Source organism: Sphingomonas sp. 179-A 2A2 NHS (genome assembly GCF_045371305.1).
Lineage (GTDB): Bacteria > Pseudomonadota > Alphaproteobacteria > Sphingomonadales > Sphingomonadaceae > Sphingomonas.
On record NZ_JBIQDE010000003.1, the window covers coordinates 437,099 to 453,927 of the forward strand.

Genomic DNA, 16,829 nt, shown 5'->3' on the forward strand with positions numbered 1-16,829 from the left:
TGCCAATTCCCGCCCCTGCCGCCGCTATGTCGGTGATGTTACAGCGGCATTGCAAGGAAGTGTAATATTTCCGAGGCTGGTGAGCCATCATTCGCCTTGGCAGAATGGCCACCATGGACACATCGCTCATTGACCCCGCCCTGTCCGGCCTGGACGAGGCCGCGGTGATCGCCCAGCTGGCCGCGCACCCCGGCATCCAGCGGGTGCCGAGCCCCAAGGTCAGCCTGTTCATGAAGCGCGGCTTCCTCGATGCCGAGACCTGCGCTGCGCTGGTCGCGCTGATCGACGCGAACCGCCGTCCCTCCACGATCGCAGACGCCAATGGCGATGCCGCCTTCCGTACCAGCGAGACCTGCGATCTCGACGCCGCCGACCCGGTCGTGCAGCAGGTGGAGGCGGCGATTGGCGCCGCGACGGGGCTCCACCCGATGTTCGGCGAGCCGCCGCAGGGCCAGCGCTATGCGCCCGGGCAGGAGTTCAAGGCGCATACCGACTATTTCGAGCCCAACGGGGTCGACTTCCACCGCTTCTGCGCCGTGGCCGGCAACCGCACCTGGACGGTGATGATCTACCTCAACGAGCCGGAGGCCGGCGGCGCCACCCGCTTCAAGACGATCGAAAAGACGATCCAGCCCCAAACCGGCAAGCTGGTGGCGTGGAACAACCGACGCGCCGATGGTTCGCCCAACCCCGCCACCATCCATCACGGGATGAAGGTGCGCGCCGGCACCAAGTACATCATCACCAAATGGTTTCGCGAGAAGCCGTGGGGCTGAGACGCGCCGAGCCCGGCGGCACCCGCTCGGGCTGCCGCTGGGCCGGGGATGGAAGCACCTCCTAGAAGGTGATGCTGGCGCCCAGCGTCAGCAACCGGCCCTGGTTGTAGCGGTTGATGAACACCCGTTGCCCGTCCGCGAAGGTCTGGAACTCCTGGTACTTCGTGCCCGTCAGGTTGCGCGCCTCGCCCTTCAGCTCCACCCGCTGGCCAAGGAAGTCGACCGTCTGGCGCGCCACGAAATCCAGCCGGATTCCCGGCTTCTCGATGATGTCCGGCTGGAAGCCGACGCCCGTCAGCAGCGAGGGCCCACGGTTCGTCACGCGGTTGCTGGCATAGTTGAACAGGAACGTCGCCTGCATCTCGTTCTCCTTGTCCTCGTAGCCGAGCTGGAGATTGACGAGATGGTCGGACTGGCCGGTCAGCGGCGCGCCGTCACGGAACTGGAGGTTCGCCGGCGCGAACCCGTCGCCGCACCCGCCCAGCGTCACGCCCAGCACGCTCGGCACGCACTGGCTGTTCGCGGTAATCTTGGACTGGGTGTAGGTATAGTTTGCGATCACCACCAGGCGCTTGCCGGCCCAGTCGCCGTTGATGAAATCGAGCGGCACGTATTTCTGCATCTCGATCTCGCCGCCCCACAAGGTGGCCTTGGGCAGATAGGTAAAGCCGGTCTGCAGCCGCGCGTCGGGCGTCGGGTAGAAGCCCACCTGCTCGATCGGCCGGTTGATCTCCTTGTAGAAGCCCGCCGCCGTCAGCCGCTGGTCACGGTCGAAGAACCATTCGTAGCGCGCCTCGAGGTTGTAGAGCGTCGAATCGCGCAGCAGCGGGTTGCCGAAGAACAGGCGGTCGGATTCGAAATCGCGGAACGCCTGGGGGGCAAGCTCGCGGAATTGCGGCCGCGCGATCGTCTTCGCCGCCGCAACGCGCAGCTGCATGTCGGGTGCGAAGTTCCACGTCAGCGTCGCGGCGGGCAACCAGTAATCGTTGTTGAGCCGCGTCGAGGTCGCGCCGATCGGCGTCACTTGCTGCTTCGCCGTTTCGTAGCGCACACCCACGATCGCGCGCACGCCGTCGATCGCCTCGGCCTCGGCCTGGACATAGCCGGCGTGGATCTTGAGGCTCGCGTCATAGGCGTAGGAGCCGTTCAGGCCGGAGTCGAAGCGCAGCTGCACCGCATTCTCAGCCTGGCTGCCGCTCGTCGCCACCGGGCAGCCGTTCAGCACGTCCGGCGACAGCAGATAGTCGGGCCGGAACAGGTTGCACGGGAACGGGATCGCCCCACCCGTGGTCGTCTGGTACGTGAACGGCAGGCGCAGCGACGTGCGCTCGTTCTGCGAATAATAATAGCCCGCCGACAGCGTGAACGGCCGCTCGGTCGACAGCTTGTACGTCAGGTCCGCCTGGCCCGAGTAGAGATCCTCGTTGAGCTCGCTGAACACCACGGTGGCGAAGCGGTCGAAGGCGTTGGTCGCCTGCCACACGCCGGGGCACATGATCGCGCCCACGCCCGGCACGCTGCCCGGCTGGCTCGGCCGCACGTCGAGGCTGGTGTTGCAGTTATAGATGAACTGCCGCTCGTACGGCGAATTGCGTTTCGAATTGGCATAGGCGCCGCGCACGTCGATCGAGAAATCGTCGATCGGCTTGAACTCGCCCACCAGCTGCGTCTCGATCAGCTGCCGTTCGAACCAGTTGGTGTTCTGCTGGAAGATCGGGTTGCCCGACGAATTGTTGAACACCGTCGCGGCGGATGCTCGGCCCTGCTTCAGCGTGTCGTGGATATAGACGTTGGTCCAGCGGATGCGGTTCTCGTCGAATTCGTAACCGAAGCCGAGCAGGCCGTTCACCACCGCGCGATTGTCCGTGATCACGGTATCGAAGTCGTTGCGCAGCGCGCCCGTCGCGGTGACGGTGTCCTGCTGCGTCGTGTCACGCGTGCGCCACGTGTTCGAGACGCTGCCAGTGGCGATCATGCCGATCCGCCCCGCGCCGAGGTCACCGACGAGGCCGAGGTTGAGGTCCCCCGACCAGTTCGCCGGAATGTCGAAATTCTGCTGCAGCAAGGTGGTGCGCGCATTGGAGAGCTGCGCCACCTGCGCGGTCGGGATCACGCCATTGCCGAACGGCGCGTTGCGGATGAACGCGGGCACCTTGCGGGTGCCGGAGTCATAGCCGAGCCAGTCCGACTTGGATCCGTAATAGGTGTAGCCGAGCTTTCCGGTCGTCACCGTGTCGATCCCGCCCGACGCACCGATGGTGACGTAATTCTCGTCCGGGATCGCCTTGGTGGTGAGGTTGATCACGCCCCCGCCGAACTCGCCGGGATAGTTCACCGAATAGGTCTTCTGCACCAGCGCGGAGCCGACGATGCTGGTCGGGAAGATGTCGAGCGGCACCGTGCGGCGCAGCGGCTCGGGGCTCGGCAGCGGCGAGCCGTTGAGCAGCGCCGAGGAATAGCGATCGCCAAGCCCGCGCACGAAGACATAGCCGTTGCCGACCACCGACAGCCCGGTGACGCGCGTCAGCGCCCCGGCGATGTCGCCCTCGCCGGTCCGCGCGATATCCGCCGTGGACAGCACGCTGATGACCTGCGCGGTCGAGCGGATAGAATTGGGGATGTTGCGCCCCACCACCACGATGTCGTCACCCGAGGTGGCATCGACGCCCGGCGCCGAGACCTCGGCCGCCTGCTGCTCCGTTCCCGCGGCCACCTCGGGCGCGCTGGTGGCAGTGGTGCTGGTCGGTTCGGGACCGGCGGGCGCGCTGGTCGACGGGGCGCCGGTGGACGGGGCGACCTGCGCCAGCGCGGCGGGGGCCACCAGGATGGTGGTCAGCAGAAGCAGGGATGAATAGGCGATGCGCTGGCGCATGATCGGGCCTTCCGGTCGATATTGGTGAACGGGCCCGCGGTGCCGCCATGCTGGCGATCACCGGGGCCCGCGGTCGTCACAAGGGGAGTGACTGGCTCAGCGGCCCTGGCACTGGAAGTAGACCGAGTTGAACGTCGGGGCGCCGGCATCCTGCAGCGCCGCATTCGCCGGGCGGATCGTCGTGCGGCTGTCGCCCGAACCCTCGCCGGCGATGATGTTGACGCAGCCCTGGCCCGACGCCGTCTTCACCACGCCGTTGACGAAGGCGAAGTCCGCGCCGCCACGCAGGCGGATCGCCGCCGGCGCCGAGGACGGGCTCTGGATGAAGGTGAAATTGGCATAGCGGCCGAAGGTGCGCGGCAGCAGGTCCTCGGCGTTGTTCGAGTCGATCTCGGTCGCGAACGAGTCCGCCGTCGAGCCCGACGCCTTCTGCGCCGCGATGATGAACTGCATGAAGCCGCGCCAGCCGTTGTCGACATCGAAGCCGTCGTCGTCCGCGCCGGTGACGACGAAATACTTGAGGTTCGTCGTGCCGCCGAAGATCTCGATCCCGTCATCGGCCGAATTGTGGCTCTGCACGTGATCGATCGTCGTGCCGCTGCCGGTACCGCCCAGCGTCAGGCCCTGAAGCTCGTTGCCCTCGCTGATCGCGATGCCGGTGTAGCGGATCTGGACGTACTGCAGCGTGCCCGAATTGCTCTCCTTGTTCGGCCCGCCATAGAAGCGGCCCGTCACGCCCTCGATCGGGTTCTGGCACGTCGTGCTGGAGCCGTCGGCATTGTTCGGGCCGGTGCCCGACGCGCACACCGCGGTCGGCGCCTGGCCGAGCAGGATCAGCCCGCCCCACTGGCCCTGCGTCGCATCCGACACGCCATTGCTGCTGAGGTTCTGCTGCGAGGTGAAGATGATCGGCGCTTCCGCCGTGCCCACTGCGTTGATGCGGCTGCCACGGTTGACGATGATGAGGTCGTTCGACGCTTCCGACGAATCCGCCGCCAGCACCACGCCCGGCGCGATCGTCAGCACGACGCCCGAGGAGGCACCGGTCGTGCCGACATCCACGCCCACTTCGGTCTGACCGCGGAAGCGGTAGAACACGCCCGGGATCTTCGGCAGCGACAGGCTGGACGAGATGACCGTCGGCAGCCGGCACGCACGGAACGTCGCGACGATCCCGTCATCGACCGTGCCCGCCGGGCACGCCGCGGTCGCACCGCCGCTGCCGATGCTGGGCACTGCCGTGCAGGCGACCGACGCACCGCCGAAGTTCGCCGCAGTCGAATTGCAGGTCCAGCCCTGGAAGGACGTGTCGTTCGGCCCGTTCAGCGCGCCGACAAAGTTGGTGGCGGTGAAGAAGCTGCCAAGCGAGGTCGGGTTGCTGGCGGCGGTCAGCGATGACGCGCTGGCGGGATAGACGCCGTTCAGCCCGGCCGCGCCGTTCACATTGTTGTTCGCGCCGGCATTGACGATCGCCAGCTGCTCGTCGGCCGTGATCGTCACGCCGTTGACGGTCGTCGCCACGGCGAACTGCGCCGCGGTGATCGGCGACGGGGTCGGCGTGCCGGTCGGGGTGGGCGTCGGCGCCGGCGGCGTCACGATCACGTCGATGTTGCCGGCACCAGGCGAGGCGACACCATCCGCACCGCCGCAGGCGGCGAGCAGAAGGCAGGCGGTGCCCGCGAGAAACTGGTTACGGCGGCCGATGCTCAGCATGTGTCACTCCCGTTGATCGTCGGCCCGTCCCCCGGACCAAAGACGAGTCGAGCCGCTTGCCCGTTCGCCTTTCGAGAGCGCCGCTAGAGGCGCGCGATGACAGCTGCGTGGAGGTTCGGAGACGCCGGCGTGACGGATATGTTGCGAAGGCGTGACAAACGCGCCGCCGGTGCCGCGGCGGGACGCTCGGTACGGCGGTTGGCCGATGGAGCCCGCAAACCAAAAGCCCCGCCGGTCAAGTGACCGACGGGGCTGAATATGGTGGGCGCGACAGGGATTGAACCTGTGACCCCACCCGTGTGAAGGGTGTGCTCTACCGCTGAGCTACGCGCCCGGTGTGAACCGGAAGCGGGCCTTTAGGCGGCACGTCGCCGCCTGTCCAGCCCGTCAAAACACATTCAGTTCAACGAATCCTTCAGCACCTTGCCGGCCTTGAACTTCGGCTGACTCGACGCCTTGATGCTCATCGGCTCGCCGGTGCGCGGATTGCGGCCCGTGGAGGCCTTGCGCTTCGACACCGCGAAGGTGCCGAAGCCAACCAGTCGGACCTCGTCGCCCTTCTTGAGCTGCGCGGTGATCGTGTCGAACACGGCCTCGACCGCGCGGACCGCATCGCCCTTGGCAAGTCCCGACGCGTTCGCCACGGCCGCAATCAACTCCTGCTTGTTCATGCACGGACCCCCGTCTGCTGTGCGTATGTGTGAATAATTGGATTCGGCCCATCGATGGGCTGATCGGACCAGTAAGGCGGCTGCCCGACGCGCTGTCAAACGAAACCACGGCGGTTGCGACGAACCGCCGTGGTCGATGCGCCTATTAATCAGAACGACTTAGTGGTGAAGTTCACCCCCGGCCGGCGCGATCGGGGCCGGCGGCTGGGCCGCCAGTTCGTCCGCATCGGTCCAGTCGATCGCCTCCAGCGGCTCGGTCAGCGCCAGGCGAAGCACCTCGTCGACATGCGTCACTGGGATGATCTTCAGGCCATCCTTGATGTTCTGCGGGATGTCCGCGAGGTCCTTCTCATTCTCCTGCGGGATCAGCACCGTGGTGATGCCGCCGCGCAGCGCCGCAAGCATCTTTTCCTTCAGGCCGCCGATCGGCAGCACCCGCCCGCGCAGCGTGACCTCGCCGGTCATCGCCACTTCCTTCTTCACCGGCACGCCGGTCAGCGTGGAAACGATGCAAGTGACAAGGCCGATGCCGGCCGACGGGCCGTCCTTCGGCACCGCGCCCTCCGGCAGGTGGACGTGCACGTCCTTGCGATGGAACAGGCTCGGCTTGATCCCGTAGGACGGCGCGCGTGCCTTGATGAAGCTCATCGCCGTCTCCGCCGATTCCTTCATCACGTCGCCCAGCTTGCCGGTCAGCTTGATCGCGCCCTTGCCGGGCACGGTCACGCTTTCGATCGTCAGCAGCTCGCCGCCCACTTCGGTCCAGGCGAGGCCAGTGACGGCGCCGATCTGGTTTTCCTCCTCGGACAGGCCGTGGCGATACTTCTGCACGCCCGCGAACTCGTGGAGGTTCTCCGGCGTGATGGTCACACTGGTCGCCTTGCTTTCCAGGATCTGGCGCAGCGCCTTGCGCGCAAGCTTGGCGATCTCGCGCTCCAGCGTGCGGACGCCCGCCTCGCGGGTGTAGCGCTGGATCAGCGCACGCAGGCCTTCCGGGGTCAGCGTGAACTCGCCTTCCTTCAGGCCGTGCGCCTCGATCTGCTTGGCGATCAGGTGACGCTCGGCGATCTCGACCTTCTCGTCCTCGGTATAGCCTTCGAGGCGGATGATCTCCATGCGGTCGAGCAGCGGCTGCGGCAGGTTCAGCGTGTTCGCCGTGCAGACGAACATCACGTCGCTGAGATCGATGTCGATCTCGAGGTAGTGATCGTTGAACTTGCCGTTCTGCTCGGGATCCAGAACCTCGAGCAGCGCCGATGCCGGATCGCCGCGGAAATCCTGGCCCAGTTTGTCGATCTCGTCGAGCAGGAACAGCGGGTTCGCCGCCCCTGCCTTGCGCAGGTTCGTCACGATCTTGCCGGGGAGCGAGCCAATGTACGTCCGCCGGTGGCCACGGATCTCGGCCTCGTCACGCACGCCGCCGAGCGACTGGCGGATGAACTCGCGCCCGGTCGCCTTAGCGATCGACTTGCCGAGCGACGTCTTGCCCACGCCCGGCGGCCCGACGAGGCACAGGATCGGCCCCTTCAGCTTGTTGGTGCGCGCCTGAACCGCGAGATATTCGACGATCCGGTCCTTCACCTTTTCCAGCGCATAATGATCCTCGTCGAGGATCGCCTGCGCCGCGGCGATGTCCTTCTTCAGCTTGCTCTTCTTGCCCCACGGCAGGCCGAGCAGCACGTCGAGATAGTTGCGCACCACCGTCGCCTCGGCGCTCATCGGCGCCATGGTCTTCAGCTTCTTCAGCTCCGCGGTCGCCTTGGTGCGCGCTTCCTTGGAAAGCTTCAGCGTCGCGATCTTCTGGGTCAGCTCGGCGACCTCGTCGCCCTCGCCGTCCTCGCCCTCGTTGCCGAGCTCGCGCTGAATCGCCTTCAGCTGCTCGTTGAGGTAATATTCGCGCTGCGTCTTCTCCATCTGGCGCTTGACGCGGCTCTTGATCTTCTTCTCGACCTGCAGGACGCCGAGCTCGCCTTCCATGAAGGCATAGACCATCTCCAGCCGGCGGGCGGGATCACCCTCCACCAGCAGCGCCTGCTTGTCGGCCACCTTGATCGAGATGTTGCCGGCAACCGCGTCGGCGAGGCGCGAGGCGTCCTCGATCTCGGCCAGCTGCACCGCCGTCTCGGCCGGCAGCTTGCGGTTGAGCTTGGCGTAATTCTCGAACTGGTCGATCACCGATCGCATCAGCGCGGAAACCTCGGTCCCTTCGGCCTCCACTTCGTCGATCAGCGTCACTTCCGTGGTGACATAGGTGCCGGCATCGATCAGCCCGCCCAGCCGGCCGCGCTGCTTGCCTTCGACCAGCACGCGTACCGTGCCGTCGGGCAGCTTCAGCAGCTGCAGGACCGTGGCGGTCACGCCGATGTCGTAGAGATCGTCTTCCTTGGGATCATCCTCCGCCGGATCGAGCTGGGCGACGAGGAAAATTTCCTTGTCAGCCGCCATCGCCGCTTCGAGTGCGGCGACCGACTTGTCGCGGCCGACGAACAGCGGCACGATCATGTGTGGAAAAACAACGATGTCGCGCAGCGGAAGAACGGGGAAAGTCTGGGTCATGAAAACTCCGGTGCCGCTCCGAACAGGCGGCATACTCGGCTTATATGGGGTTAAAGTCGTTTCCATCAATCGGCCAGCGTCCGAGTGCCGCTAATCAACGCCGCCCTGCTGCTTGCAGCCGTAGCGTCTCTGCCCGCCAAGGGAGAGCCACCGCTCACCGCCCAAACGCAGAAGTCGGGCGGCCCCCGCCCGGCGGAGCAGACCGCGGTCGTCTTCGACCATGCCGATCTCGCCTTCGAGGTGCTGCCCAAGCGGCGCCGGATCACCGGCGTGGCGACGCTCACCTTCACTGCCCGCGCGCCCTTGTCGCGGCTCGTGATCGATCTCGATCGCAACCTGCCGGTCTCGGCGATCGCGATCGACGACGTGGACGTGCCCAAAGATGCCTGGTCGAACCCCGATGGGCAGCTGACGATCACCCTGCCGCGCCCGCTGGTCGCGGGGCAGACGGTGCGCGCGCGAATCAGCTACGGCGGCACGCCGCACGTCGCGCTTAATCCGCCATGGGACGACGGCATCGTCTGGTCCACCACGCCGGACGGCAAGCCGTGGGTGGCGACGACGACCGAGGGCTATGGCTGCGACCTGCTGTGGCCCTGCCTCGACTTTCCGACCGGCGAGCCCAAATCGGTCGATCTCCACATTACCGTGCCGGCGGGGTTGAAGGCACCTTCAAACGGTCGCCTCCTCGGCGTCGACGTGCTGCCGGACGGGCGCACTCGCTGGAACTGGCGCGCGCGCCAGCCGAATACCTATGCGGTGTCGCTGGCGGTGGGCCCCTATGAGGAGATCACCGGCAGCTATCGCAGCCGCTTCGGCAACACGATCCCGCTTCATTACTGGCACTTGCCCGGCAAGGCAGCAGAAGCACGCGCGCTGTTCGACGAGTTCGCCCCGACGCTCGAATTCTTCGAGCAGGTGATCGGGCCCTATCCCTTCGCCGACGAGAAGATGGCGGTGGTGGAGACGCCCCACCTGGGCATGGAGCACCAAACCATCAACGCCTATGGCAACAACTACGCCAAGGCGCCGGAGGGGTTCGACTGGCTGTTCCAGCACGAATTCGCGCACGAATGGTTCGCCAACCAGATGACGGCGGCGAACTGGGACGATTACTGGCTGCACGAAGGCTTCGCGCAATACATGCAGCCGCTTTACGGCCAGTGGCGCGAAGGCGACGCGCGTTATGCCGTGATGCTGGATGCGCAGCGCAACCGGATCACCAACAAGGCGCCGGTGGTGCGCGACAAGCTCCTGACCGAGGAGGAAGTGTACGAACCCGCGCTCGGCGGCGCCGGAACCGACGTATATTTCAAGGGCGCCTGGACGCTGCACACCCTTCGCTGGCTGATCGGCGACGAGGCCTTCTTCCGCGCCACCCGCCGCCTCGTCTATGGCCGACCCGATCCCAAGCCCGGCAATTTCGCACCCCGCTTCGCCTCGACGCGCGAGTTCCAGCAGATCGTCGCGGAAGAGGCCGGCCGCAATCTCGACTGGTTCTTTGACGCCTACCTCCGCCGCGCCGCCCTCCCCGAACTGGTCGAGGCGCGCGACGGCGACAGGCTGCGGCTCGAATGGCGTGCCGGCGGGCCGTTCCCGATGCCGGTCGAGGTGCGCATCGGCAACCGGGTGGAGCGCGTGACGATGGAGGGCGGGCGCGGCGAACTCACCGTCCCGGCTGGCACCCATGTCGTGATCGATCCCGCCGCGCGCGTGCTGCGCCGATCCGAAGCGGTCGAACGCTATCGGGCCTGGCAGGCGAAGGCGCGGCGCTAGGCGATCAGCCGAAAAGCCGCTTCAGGCTCCGCTCCAACATGACAAACTGCCACAAGGTGCGGCCATGCTCCGACCGTCCGGCACCATGCGCTTCCGCCAGGCTACCAATCGCGTGCATGTCGAACCATCCGGTGTCCGCAAGTGTACGGGATTTCGCGAGCCCCTCAGCCTCCTGCGCCAGCGCGCCGCGGAACCAGGCGCTCACCGGTGTCACGAAACCCATCTTCGGCCGATACAGCACTTCCTTTGGCAGATAGCGTTCCATCGCCTTCTTCATCAGCCACTTGCCCTCCCCCCGGCGCAGCCGCATCGCCGCTGGCAACCGCGCGGCAAAGGAGACGAGCCGGTGGTCGAGCAGCGGCTCGCGCGCCTCAAGGCTGACCGCCATGCTGGTGCGATCGGTCTTGGTGAGGATGTCCCCGGGAAGCCAGATCTTGATGTCGGCATATTGCGCGCGGTCGATCGCATCGCGCGCCGGCGCATCGCGCATCGCGCGAACGTAGCGGTCTTCCGCCCGGTGCCCGCCTAGCGCGCGCCGCGCCGCGTCGGTAAACAGCATCGCGCGCGTAGCCGGCGTGGTCACGCCGACGGAGCGCGCATACGCCTCCGCCCCGTCTTCGGCGAGCGCCAGCAGGGTCGTCTTCGCGCGCAATGGCCGCGGCGCCCAGTCGGCCTTCGGATAAATTGCGCCCAGCCTCCCGAACACGCTGCGACGAAATTCGTCCGGCAGTATCCCTCGCACCCGCTCCTCCACCGCCTGGAAGCGATAGCGGCGATACCCGGCGAAGATCTCGTCCGCCCCGTCGCCAGACAGGGCAACGGTCACCTTCTCCCGGGCAAGTGCGCAGACCTGATACGTGGCGAGCGCAGAGGCATCCGCGAAGGGCTCGTCGAACGCCGACACCAGCCGGTCGATCAGCCCGAAATCATCTGACCGCACCACGCGCTCGCGGTGATCGGTACGGAACCGGTCGGCGACCGCGGCGGCATAGCTTCGCTCGTCGTGCCCCGCCTCGTCGAATCCGATTGTGCAGGTCTGCACCGCCTGCTTCGACGCCTCGGCCATCAGCGCGACGACCGCCGAGCTATCCACCCCGCCGGAAAGGAAGGCGCCCAGCGGCACGTCAGAAACGAGGCGCGCGCGGACGGCGCTTCGCATATGCTCGACCAGTTCCTCGCCCAGAGCCTTCGCTGAGCCCTTGGCGCGATCGGCGAAGGAAACGTCCCACCATTGCACTGGCGCGGGCACCGGCTTGCCGCGCTCGATCAGCAGATAATGGCCGGCGGGCAGTTTGCTGACCCCAGCAACGATGCAGGCATCGTCCGGCACATAGCCGTAGGCGAGATAATCCTCGATCGCGCGAACGTCGGGAACGCGGCGGAGCAGCGGGTGGGCGATCAGCCCCTTCAGCTCGGATGCAAACGCCAGCGCGCCGTCCGCCAGCCGCGCATAATGCAGCGGTTTGATCCCCAGCCGATCCCGCGCCATGAACAGCCGCTGCGTACGCGCATCATGGATGACGAAGGCGAACATGCCGTTCAGCCGATCGAGCATCGCCGGGCCCCAGGCAGCCCAAGCGGCGAGCAGCACCTCGGTGTCGCCGGCGGTACGGAATGCCCAGCCCTTGGCGCCCAGTTCTTCGCGCAACTCCTGGTAATTGTAGATGCAACCGTTGAAGAGAACCGACAGCGCGCCGCTTCCGTCGTGCATCGGCTGCGGTGAGCCTTCCAGGTCGATGATAGACAGCCGCCGATGGCCAAGGCCAACGCCAGGCGCGGTCCACACGCCCTCCCCATCCGGCCCACGCACCGCCATGGCATCGGTCATCGCGCGGATCCGGGCGGGATCAACGGGCTTAGGAGTCTCGGGATAATAGAGCCCGGCGAGCCCGCACATCAGCGCGTGACCCGCGCGGTGGCGTCGTCGATCGGGCCAAGCGCTGCACGAAAGCGCGCAATGGCCACCACGGGATCACGGCCCGGCTGCTTCTCGGCGGACAGATGAAGCGCGACAGCAGCCGGCTCCGCGCCCAGAAGCCGAGCGTTGAGGGTAGCGAGTTTGACGATGATCGGTCGGTCAGTCACGGTTCCGCCGGCGCGGTACCACGTCGCAACCACGCGCTCCACCGGTCTGCCATCGGTGCCCGGCGCGGTGATCCGAACCGCCGCGCCGCCATCGATCCGCGGCAAATCGGCAACCCGGACCCATCGATCGCCCTCACGCAGCACACCGGTGCCATACGTCACGACTTCCTTTCCCTCATGCTGCTCGGCAAACACCGCAATGCCGAGATCCACGGCATTGCCGGCGCCATCCACATAGCGGCCGAACAGCCTGTGATCGGCGTCGGGGTAGAAGGGCTGCCAGGGCGCGTCGCTACTGAGTGGTGCGCGCGCCCAGCCGGGCACCTCCGGCAGCGCCAGTTGCTGCGGCAGCGGCTGACTGCGCCCAGCAATCGCCCCGGCCCAACTTGGGAAGATCGCCACGGTTGCCAGCACCATCAGGGCAGCGGGGGCAAGCGCCAGCGTATGTCGCCGCGGTGGCGGCAGCGCGGCCGGATCGAAAGCGGGATCGTCAGGCGCGCGGTCGAACCAGCGCCACGCCCCTGCCATCACCACCGCCATCACCAGCGCGAAGAAGATCCAGCCATAGACGATGTGGTCAAAGCCCGTCGCCGCTTCCAGGCTGGTGAGGTCCGCGGCATAGATCGTCCCGAAGGCGCGCACGCCGTTGGCCAGCACCGGCACGACCAGCGACACGGCCATGAACGCCGCTCGCCGCCGCCAGGAGCGAAAACAGGTGTTTGCAACGAGTACGCCGAAGGCAAGCATCGACAGGACGAACTTGGAACCCGAACACGCCTCCGCCACCTCGAACCAGTAGCGACCAGCACGGATCAGCACGCCGTCCACCTCGGCCGGCACGCCGAACAGATGAAGCAGCGGCATCACCATTGCGACGGTGATGCTCTGCAACGGCGGCTCCAGCCACTCGCCAAACGGCACCATGAAGAAGCCGAAGATCAGTGGGAAGGTAAGCCCGCGCGCGACATGCGGCCCGAGGATCGTGATCACGGCTCCTTGCAGCATCACGACAAGGCCGAACTGCCGCGCGAAGGCGACGCCGGCCGCTTCCCCGAGCAGCCAGCCAAACCCTCCTGTCACGACAACAGCAAGGCCCGGCCACCAGGCTCGCGGAGGAAGCTGCGACAACTCCTCACGCCGAGTCCACACCAGCCAAACGACCACCGGGGCAATGAACAGACAATGGCCGTAGGTGGTACTGGTCCACCAAAGGGTCAGCAGCGCGGCAACATCACGGTGGAACAGCAGCAGGATAACCGCGCTAACTGCTGCCAACGCGCCGAGATGGCGACGCCACGTCGCGGGCGCGATCGTATCCGTGCGAGCGATCGCCAGCGTCATGCGGTTTCGCTTGTCAGTTTTGGGAGCCCAAGCAAATCGTCGAGCGGCGCGAGTCGGGCTTCCCAGCCATAGCGCGCGATTGCCTGAGCTCGGGCCGCCTCGCCAAGCCTCGTAGCGCCCGCGCGATCGGCAATCAGCCGGCCGACTGCCGCTGCGAACTCCGAAGCACTGGCCGCAACACGGATCGTATCGGCGTGGTCGATCCCTTCGGCCGCGGCGGGGCTTGCCACCACAGGGCGACCCATCGCCATTGCCTCAAGCACCTTGTTCTGGATTCCACGTGCCAGCTTGAGCGGCGCCACGACCACGTCTGCCGCGGCAAGCCAGCCGCGCACGTCAGGCACTTCGCCAGTGACCGTCACGTTTGTGGCGGCAAGTCCGCGCACGGCCGCTGTTGGCGCCCGCCCCACAATGGCGAAGTGCGCGCCCGAAATGCACGGCAGCACGTCTCGCGCGAACCAGGTCACCGCCTCCACGTTGGGGCGATAATCCATCTGGCCGGTGAAGACGATCAACGGCCGCGGTGCAGCAACCGGCAGCGTCGCGGGATCGTAGAAGGTGCTGTCGATGCCATTCTCCAGCACCCGGCTCCCCGGCAGCAAGGCCGCTTCGGGGGCGCTGACGAACAAGCTGGCGTGAACGCGCGCGGCAACCTCACGCTCGACCTCAGCAAGGAGGCGCGCCTCGCGCCGCATCATCCAGCGCATCGGGCCGCGCGCGTCCGCCGCATAGGCGGCGAACTTGGCTGAATCGCGATCGACGAAGTCCATGACAGCGCGAGGGCCTGTCGCGGGGATATATTGCGCCATCTGGCCGGAGAAGACGTAGATCGCGTGGATCTGCCGCCGCGCAAGCAGGTCGTTGACTGCAGCGCTGACCCGGTGATCGCGAAACGCGGCGAGCGAAACTGGTTCGCCCTTCGCCAAGGCCTCTACCGCGGCGCGCGCCTGCGATTTGCGCCGCGGTACCAGCACGCATTCGTCAACCATCGCGGCATCCTGCGCGCTCATCCCCGCTTCATCATCAGTGAAGGCGACGAGGTGAACGCGCGCGCGCGCGCTCAGGTACCGCAGGACGTTGTAGCTGCGGATCCGGTCACCGCGATCCGGCGGAAAGGGCGCGCGGTGCGCCAGAAACAGGATTTCCACCTCAACCCAGCCCGCGGCTGATCCACGGGCCAAGCCGCATCGCGACGGGCAGCGGCAGCTTCTTCCAGGCACGCACCATCAAGGCGTATTTCGGGTTGTGCGGGTTCACCTCCCGCAGCGGCCCGGTCGACCATCTTGCATAGGCCAGCGGCACGCCCTCGAAGCCCCAGTTCTTCTTGAATGCGGCGGGACCACTCCCGGCCTTGGATCGCCCGAAGTCGAACCGCGTACAGCCGCGCGCCCGGGCATGCCCCATCAGCGCGAAATACATCCGGTCATTGGCGCGCAGCCCCCGCGCCGCCGCCGTCCCCCCGCCCCAATAAGGGTAAACCGTGCCGTTGAAGTACAGGCTGAGGACGCTCGCCACCGCCTTGCCGCGGTGCCGTACAGTCAGGATGTCGGCGTCCATCGTCGCCAGAACCTCGCGGAACATCCTGCCGGGGAAGACCGGGGTTCCAAGGTTGCGGACGGACTCGGCGTAGATCCGGTAATGCTCGGCGGCGAGACCGAGCGAGCCGGTCACCACCTCCAGATCGTTCGCCAGCGCCTTGCGTACCTCCGCGCGCTGCTTGCGGGGAATCGCCAGCAGCTCGGCCTCGTCGTCTGCCGCGAGCGGGCGCGCGAAACCGAGATTGGTGTGCGTGTCGACCGTCCACCCGACAGGCGCCGCGCCGCCGCGCAATTCGATCGAGGGATAACCGAGCGCTTTGGCAGCTGCGGCGAGCGGCTCCACTCCCTCGCCCAGCACACCGCCATCGACCGCGAAGCCGGCGGAGACGAGCGACTTGCCGAAAAGCGGCGAGCGTACCTCGGTGAGCGGCAGCAGGCCGACGATCTCTCCTGCTCGTTCGCCGACGAGGAAGCGCGCACGCTGGCCGCAGCCGCGCTCCACCGCGCGGCTCCATGCGGGCAGATGAAAGGGTGTCGCATCCGGGTGCGCGCGGACGAAGGTGTCGACCCTCGCATCGTCTGTGGACTCGCCCACGATCAGCGCGTGGTCAATCGTGGCATTCGCGTTCACCAGCGCCGCTCCATCGCAGCAACCTCATCGACCCGGCCCCAAGGATGCCGGCCGACCAGACCGCGCAGCTTGCCCGCCATCGCCGACAAGCGGCTGTAATGGCGCAGCCGCGAACGAAGCGGCGCGCCGGGCACCCGCGGCTGGGCCGGGTCGACCTCCCACGGATGGAAATAGAACATGCCGGCGTGGCCCTGCCGGTTCGCCTGGCGAACCGCCGTGTCGGTCAGCACGGCCGGCAGCAGGCGGAAGAATCCGCCGCCCACCGCCATCCGGCGCCCAGCAAGCTCCGCGACCGACACCGGAAGCTCGATCAAGTCGCTGTCCGCCAGCGGCCGCCATGCAAAGCGCGGACTATCGCGCCAGCCATAGTGATCGTGCGCGACCGGCGCGACGCTGGACGAATAGGCATAGCCCTCCTCCGCCAGCACCTGATGCGCCCAAGGCGTGCGCGCGTCGATCGAGAAGCTCGGCGCGCGATAGCCGGTGATCGCGACGCCGGCCGCATCCTCCAGCGCTGCGCGCGCCCTGGCGAGGTCCGCGCGAAACTCCTCAGCGCTCATGGTGAAGACGCGCTGATGGTCCCAGCCGTGGCTTGCGATCTCGTGACCCTCGGTGACGATCCGGCGGATCAGCGCAGGGTGGCGATGCGCGACCCAGCCGAGCGTGAAGAATGTGGCCTTGGCGCCGCTTTCGGCGAACAGGTCGAGCACCATGCCGGTATTCGCGACGACGCGACTGTCCCAGCGATCCCAGTCGCTTTTCCCGATCGTCCGCTCGAAGGCGCCGACCTGGAAATATTCCTCGACGTCGACGGACAGGCCGTTGACGAGCGTGGCCGGCGCGCCCGCAGGCTTCAAAGGCGCGTTCATC

At 66.9% G+C, this 16,829-nt stretch carries 11 protein-coding genes and 1 tRNA gene; 2 read left to right on the plus strand and 10 right to left on the minus strand.

The window, feature by feature from the left end; translation table 11 throughout:
- Positions 1-113: 113 nt before the first annotated feature.
- Positions 114-776 carry a prolyl hydroxylase family protein gene (locus ACH0AE_RS08455; RefSeq protein ID WP_406875641.1) on the plus strand — a complete coding sequence of 221 codons (663 nt, stop codon included), beginning with the start codon at positions 114-116 and terminating at the stop codon, positions 774-776.
- Positions 777-837: 61 nt separating this feature from the next.
- Here ACH0AE_RS08455 and ACH0AE_RS08460 read toward each other — a convergent pair whose 3' ends face one another.
- From ACH0AE_RS08460 to lon, 5 genes are all read right to left on the minus strand, one after another.
- Positions 838-3,648 (minus strand): TonB-dependent receptor domain-containing protein, encoded by a 2,811-nt coding sequence (locus tag ACH0AE_RS08460; protein ID WP_294443706.1) that lies wholly within the window; start codon positions 3,646-3,648, stop codon positions 838-840.
- Positions 3,649-3,744: 96 nt separating this feature from the next.
- Positions 3,745-5,361, minus strand: coding sequence for a hypothetical protein (locus tag ACH0AE_RS08465; RefSeq protein WP_406875643.1), 1,617 nt, complete (start codon positions 5,359-5,361; stop codon positions 3,745-3,747).
- A 259-nt stretch (positions 5,362-5,620) separates the two neighbouring features.
- Positions 5,621-5,695, minus strand: a tRNA-Val gene (locus ACH0AE_RS08470).
- 64 nt (positions 5,696-5,759) lie between these two features.
- The gene (locus tag ACH0AE_RS08475; RefSeq protein ID WP_406875645.1) at positions 5,760-6,032 is read right to left on the minus strand and encodes an HU family DNA-binding protein; all 273 of its coding nucleotides are present in this window, start codon (positions 6,030-6,032) and stop codon (positions 5,760-5,762) included.
- Positions 6,033-6,191: 159 nt separating this feature from the next.
- On the minus strand, positions 6,192-8,588 hold the full coding sequence (gene lon / locus ACH0AE_RS08480) for an endopeptidase La (RefSeq protein ID WP_406875646.1): 2,397 nt from the start codon (positions 8,586-8,588) through the stop codon (positions 6,192-6,194).
- Positions 8,589-8,672: 84 nt separating this feature from the next.
- On the opposite strand from lon, the gene ACH0AE_RS08485 reads away from it, so the two are divergent.
- Positions 8,673-10,364 (plus strand): M1 family metallopeptidase, encoded by a 1,692-nt coding sequence (locus ACH0AE_RS08485; protein ID WP_406875648.1) that lies wholly within the window; start codon positions 8,673-8,675, stop codon positions 10,362-10,364.
- A 4-nt stretch (positions 10,365-10,368) separates the two neighbouring features.
- On the opposite strand, the gene ACH0AE_RS08490 is transcribed toward ACH0AE_RS08485, so the two are convergent.
- Genes ACH0AE_RS08490 through ACH0AE_RS08510 form a run of 5 tightly spaced genes read right to left on the minus strand, consistent with a single transcriptional unit; the run spans position 10,369 to position 16,828 of the window.
- Entirely contained in the window at positions 10,369-12,261 is a 1,893-nt protein-coding gene (locus ACH0AE_RS08490; RefSeq protein WP_294442432.1) for an XrtA/PEP-CTERM system amidotransferase, read from the minus strand.
- A complete protein-coding gene (gene xrtA / locus ACH0AE_RS08495; protein WP_294442433.1) occupies positions 12,261-13,790 on the minus strand; it encodes an exosortase A in 1,530 nt (509 codons plus the stop codon). Before xrtA ends, ACH0AE_RS08490 begins: the two co-directional genes overlap by 1 nt.
- Positions 13,787-14,938, minus strand: coding sequence for a TIGR03087 family PEP-CTERM/XrtA system glycosyltransferase (locus ACH0AE_RS08500; RefSeq protein ID WP_294442434.1), 1,152 nt, complete (start codon positions 14,936-14,938; stop codon positions 13,787-13,789). The genes xrtA and ACH0AE_RS08500 overlap by 4 nt, the downstream gene beginning before the upstream one ends.
- Before the next feature lies 1 nt (position 14,939).
- Positions 14,940-15,959: a FemAB family XrtA/PEP-CTERM system-associated protein gene (locus tag ACH0AE_RS08505; RefSeq protein ID WP_294442435.1), complete on the minus strand. Its 1,020-nt coding sequence runs from the start codon at positions 15,957-15,959 to the stop codon at positions 14,940-14,942.
- Positions 15,956-16,828 (minus strand): XrtA system polysaccharide deacetylase, encoded by an 873-nt coding sequence (locus tag ACH0AE_RS08510; RefSeq protein WP_294442503.1) that lies wholly within the window; start codon positions 16,826-16,828, stop codon positions 15,956-15,958. The genes ACH0AE_RS08505 and ACH0AE_RS08510 overlap by 4 nt, the downstream gene beginning before the upstream one ends.
- Between the last annotated feature and the right edge of the window lies 1 nt (position 16,829).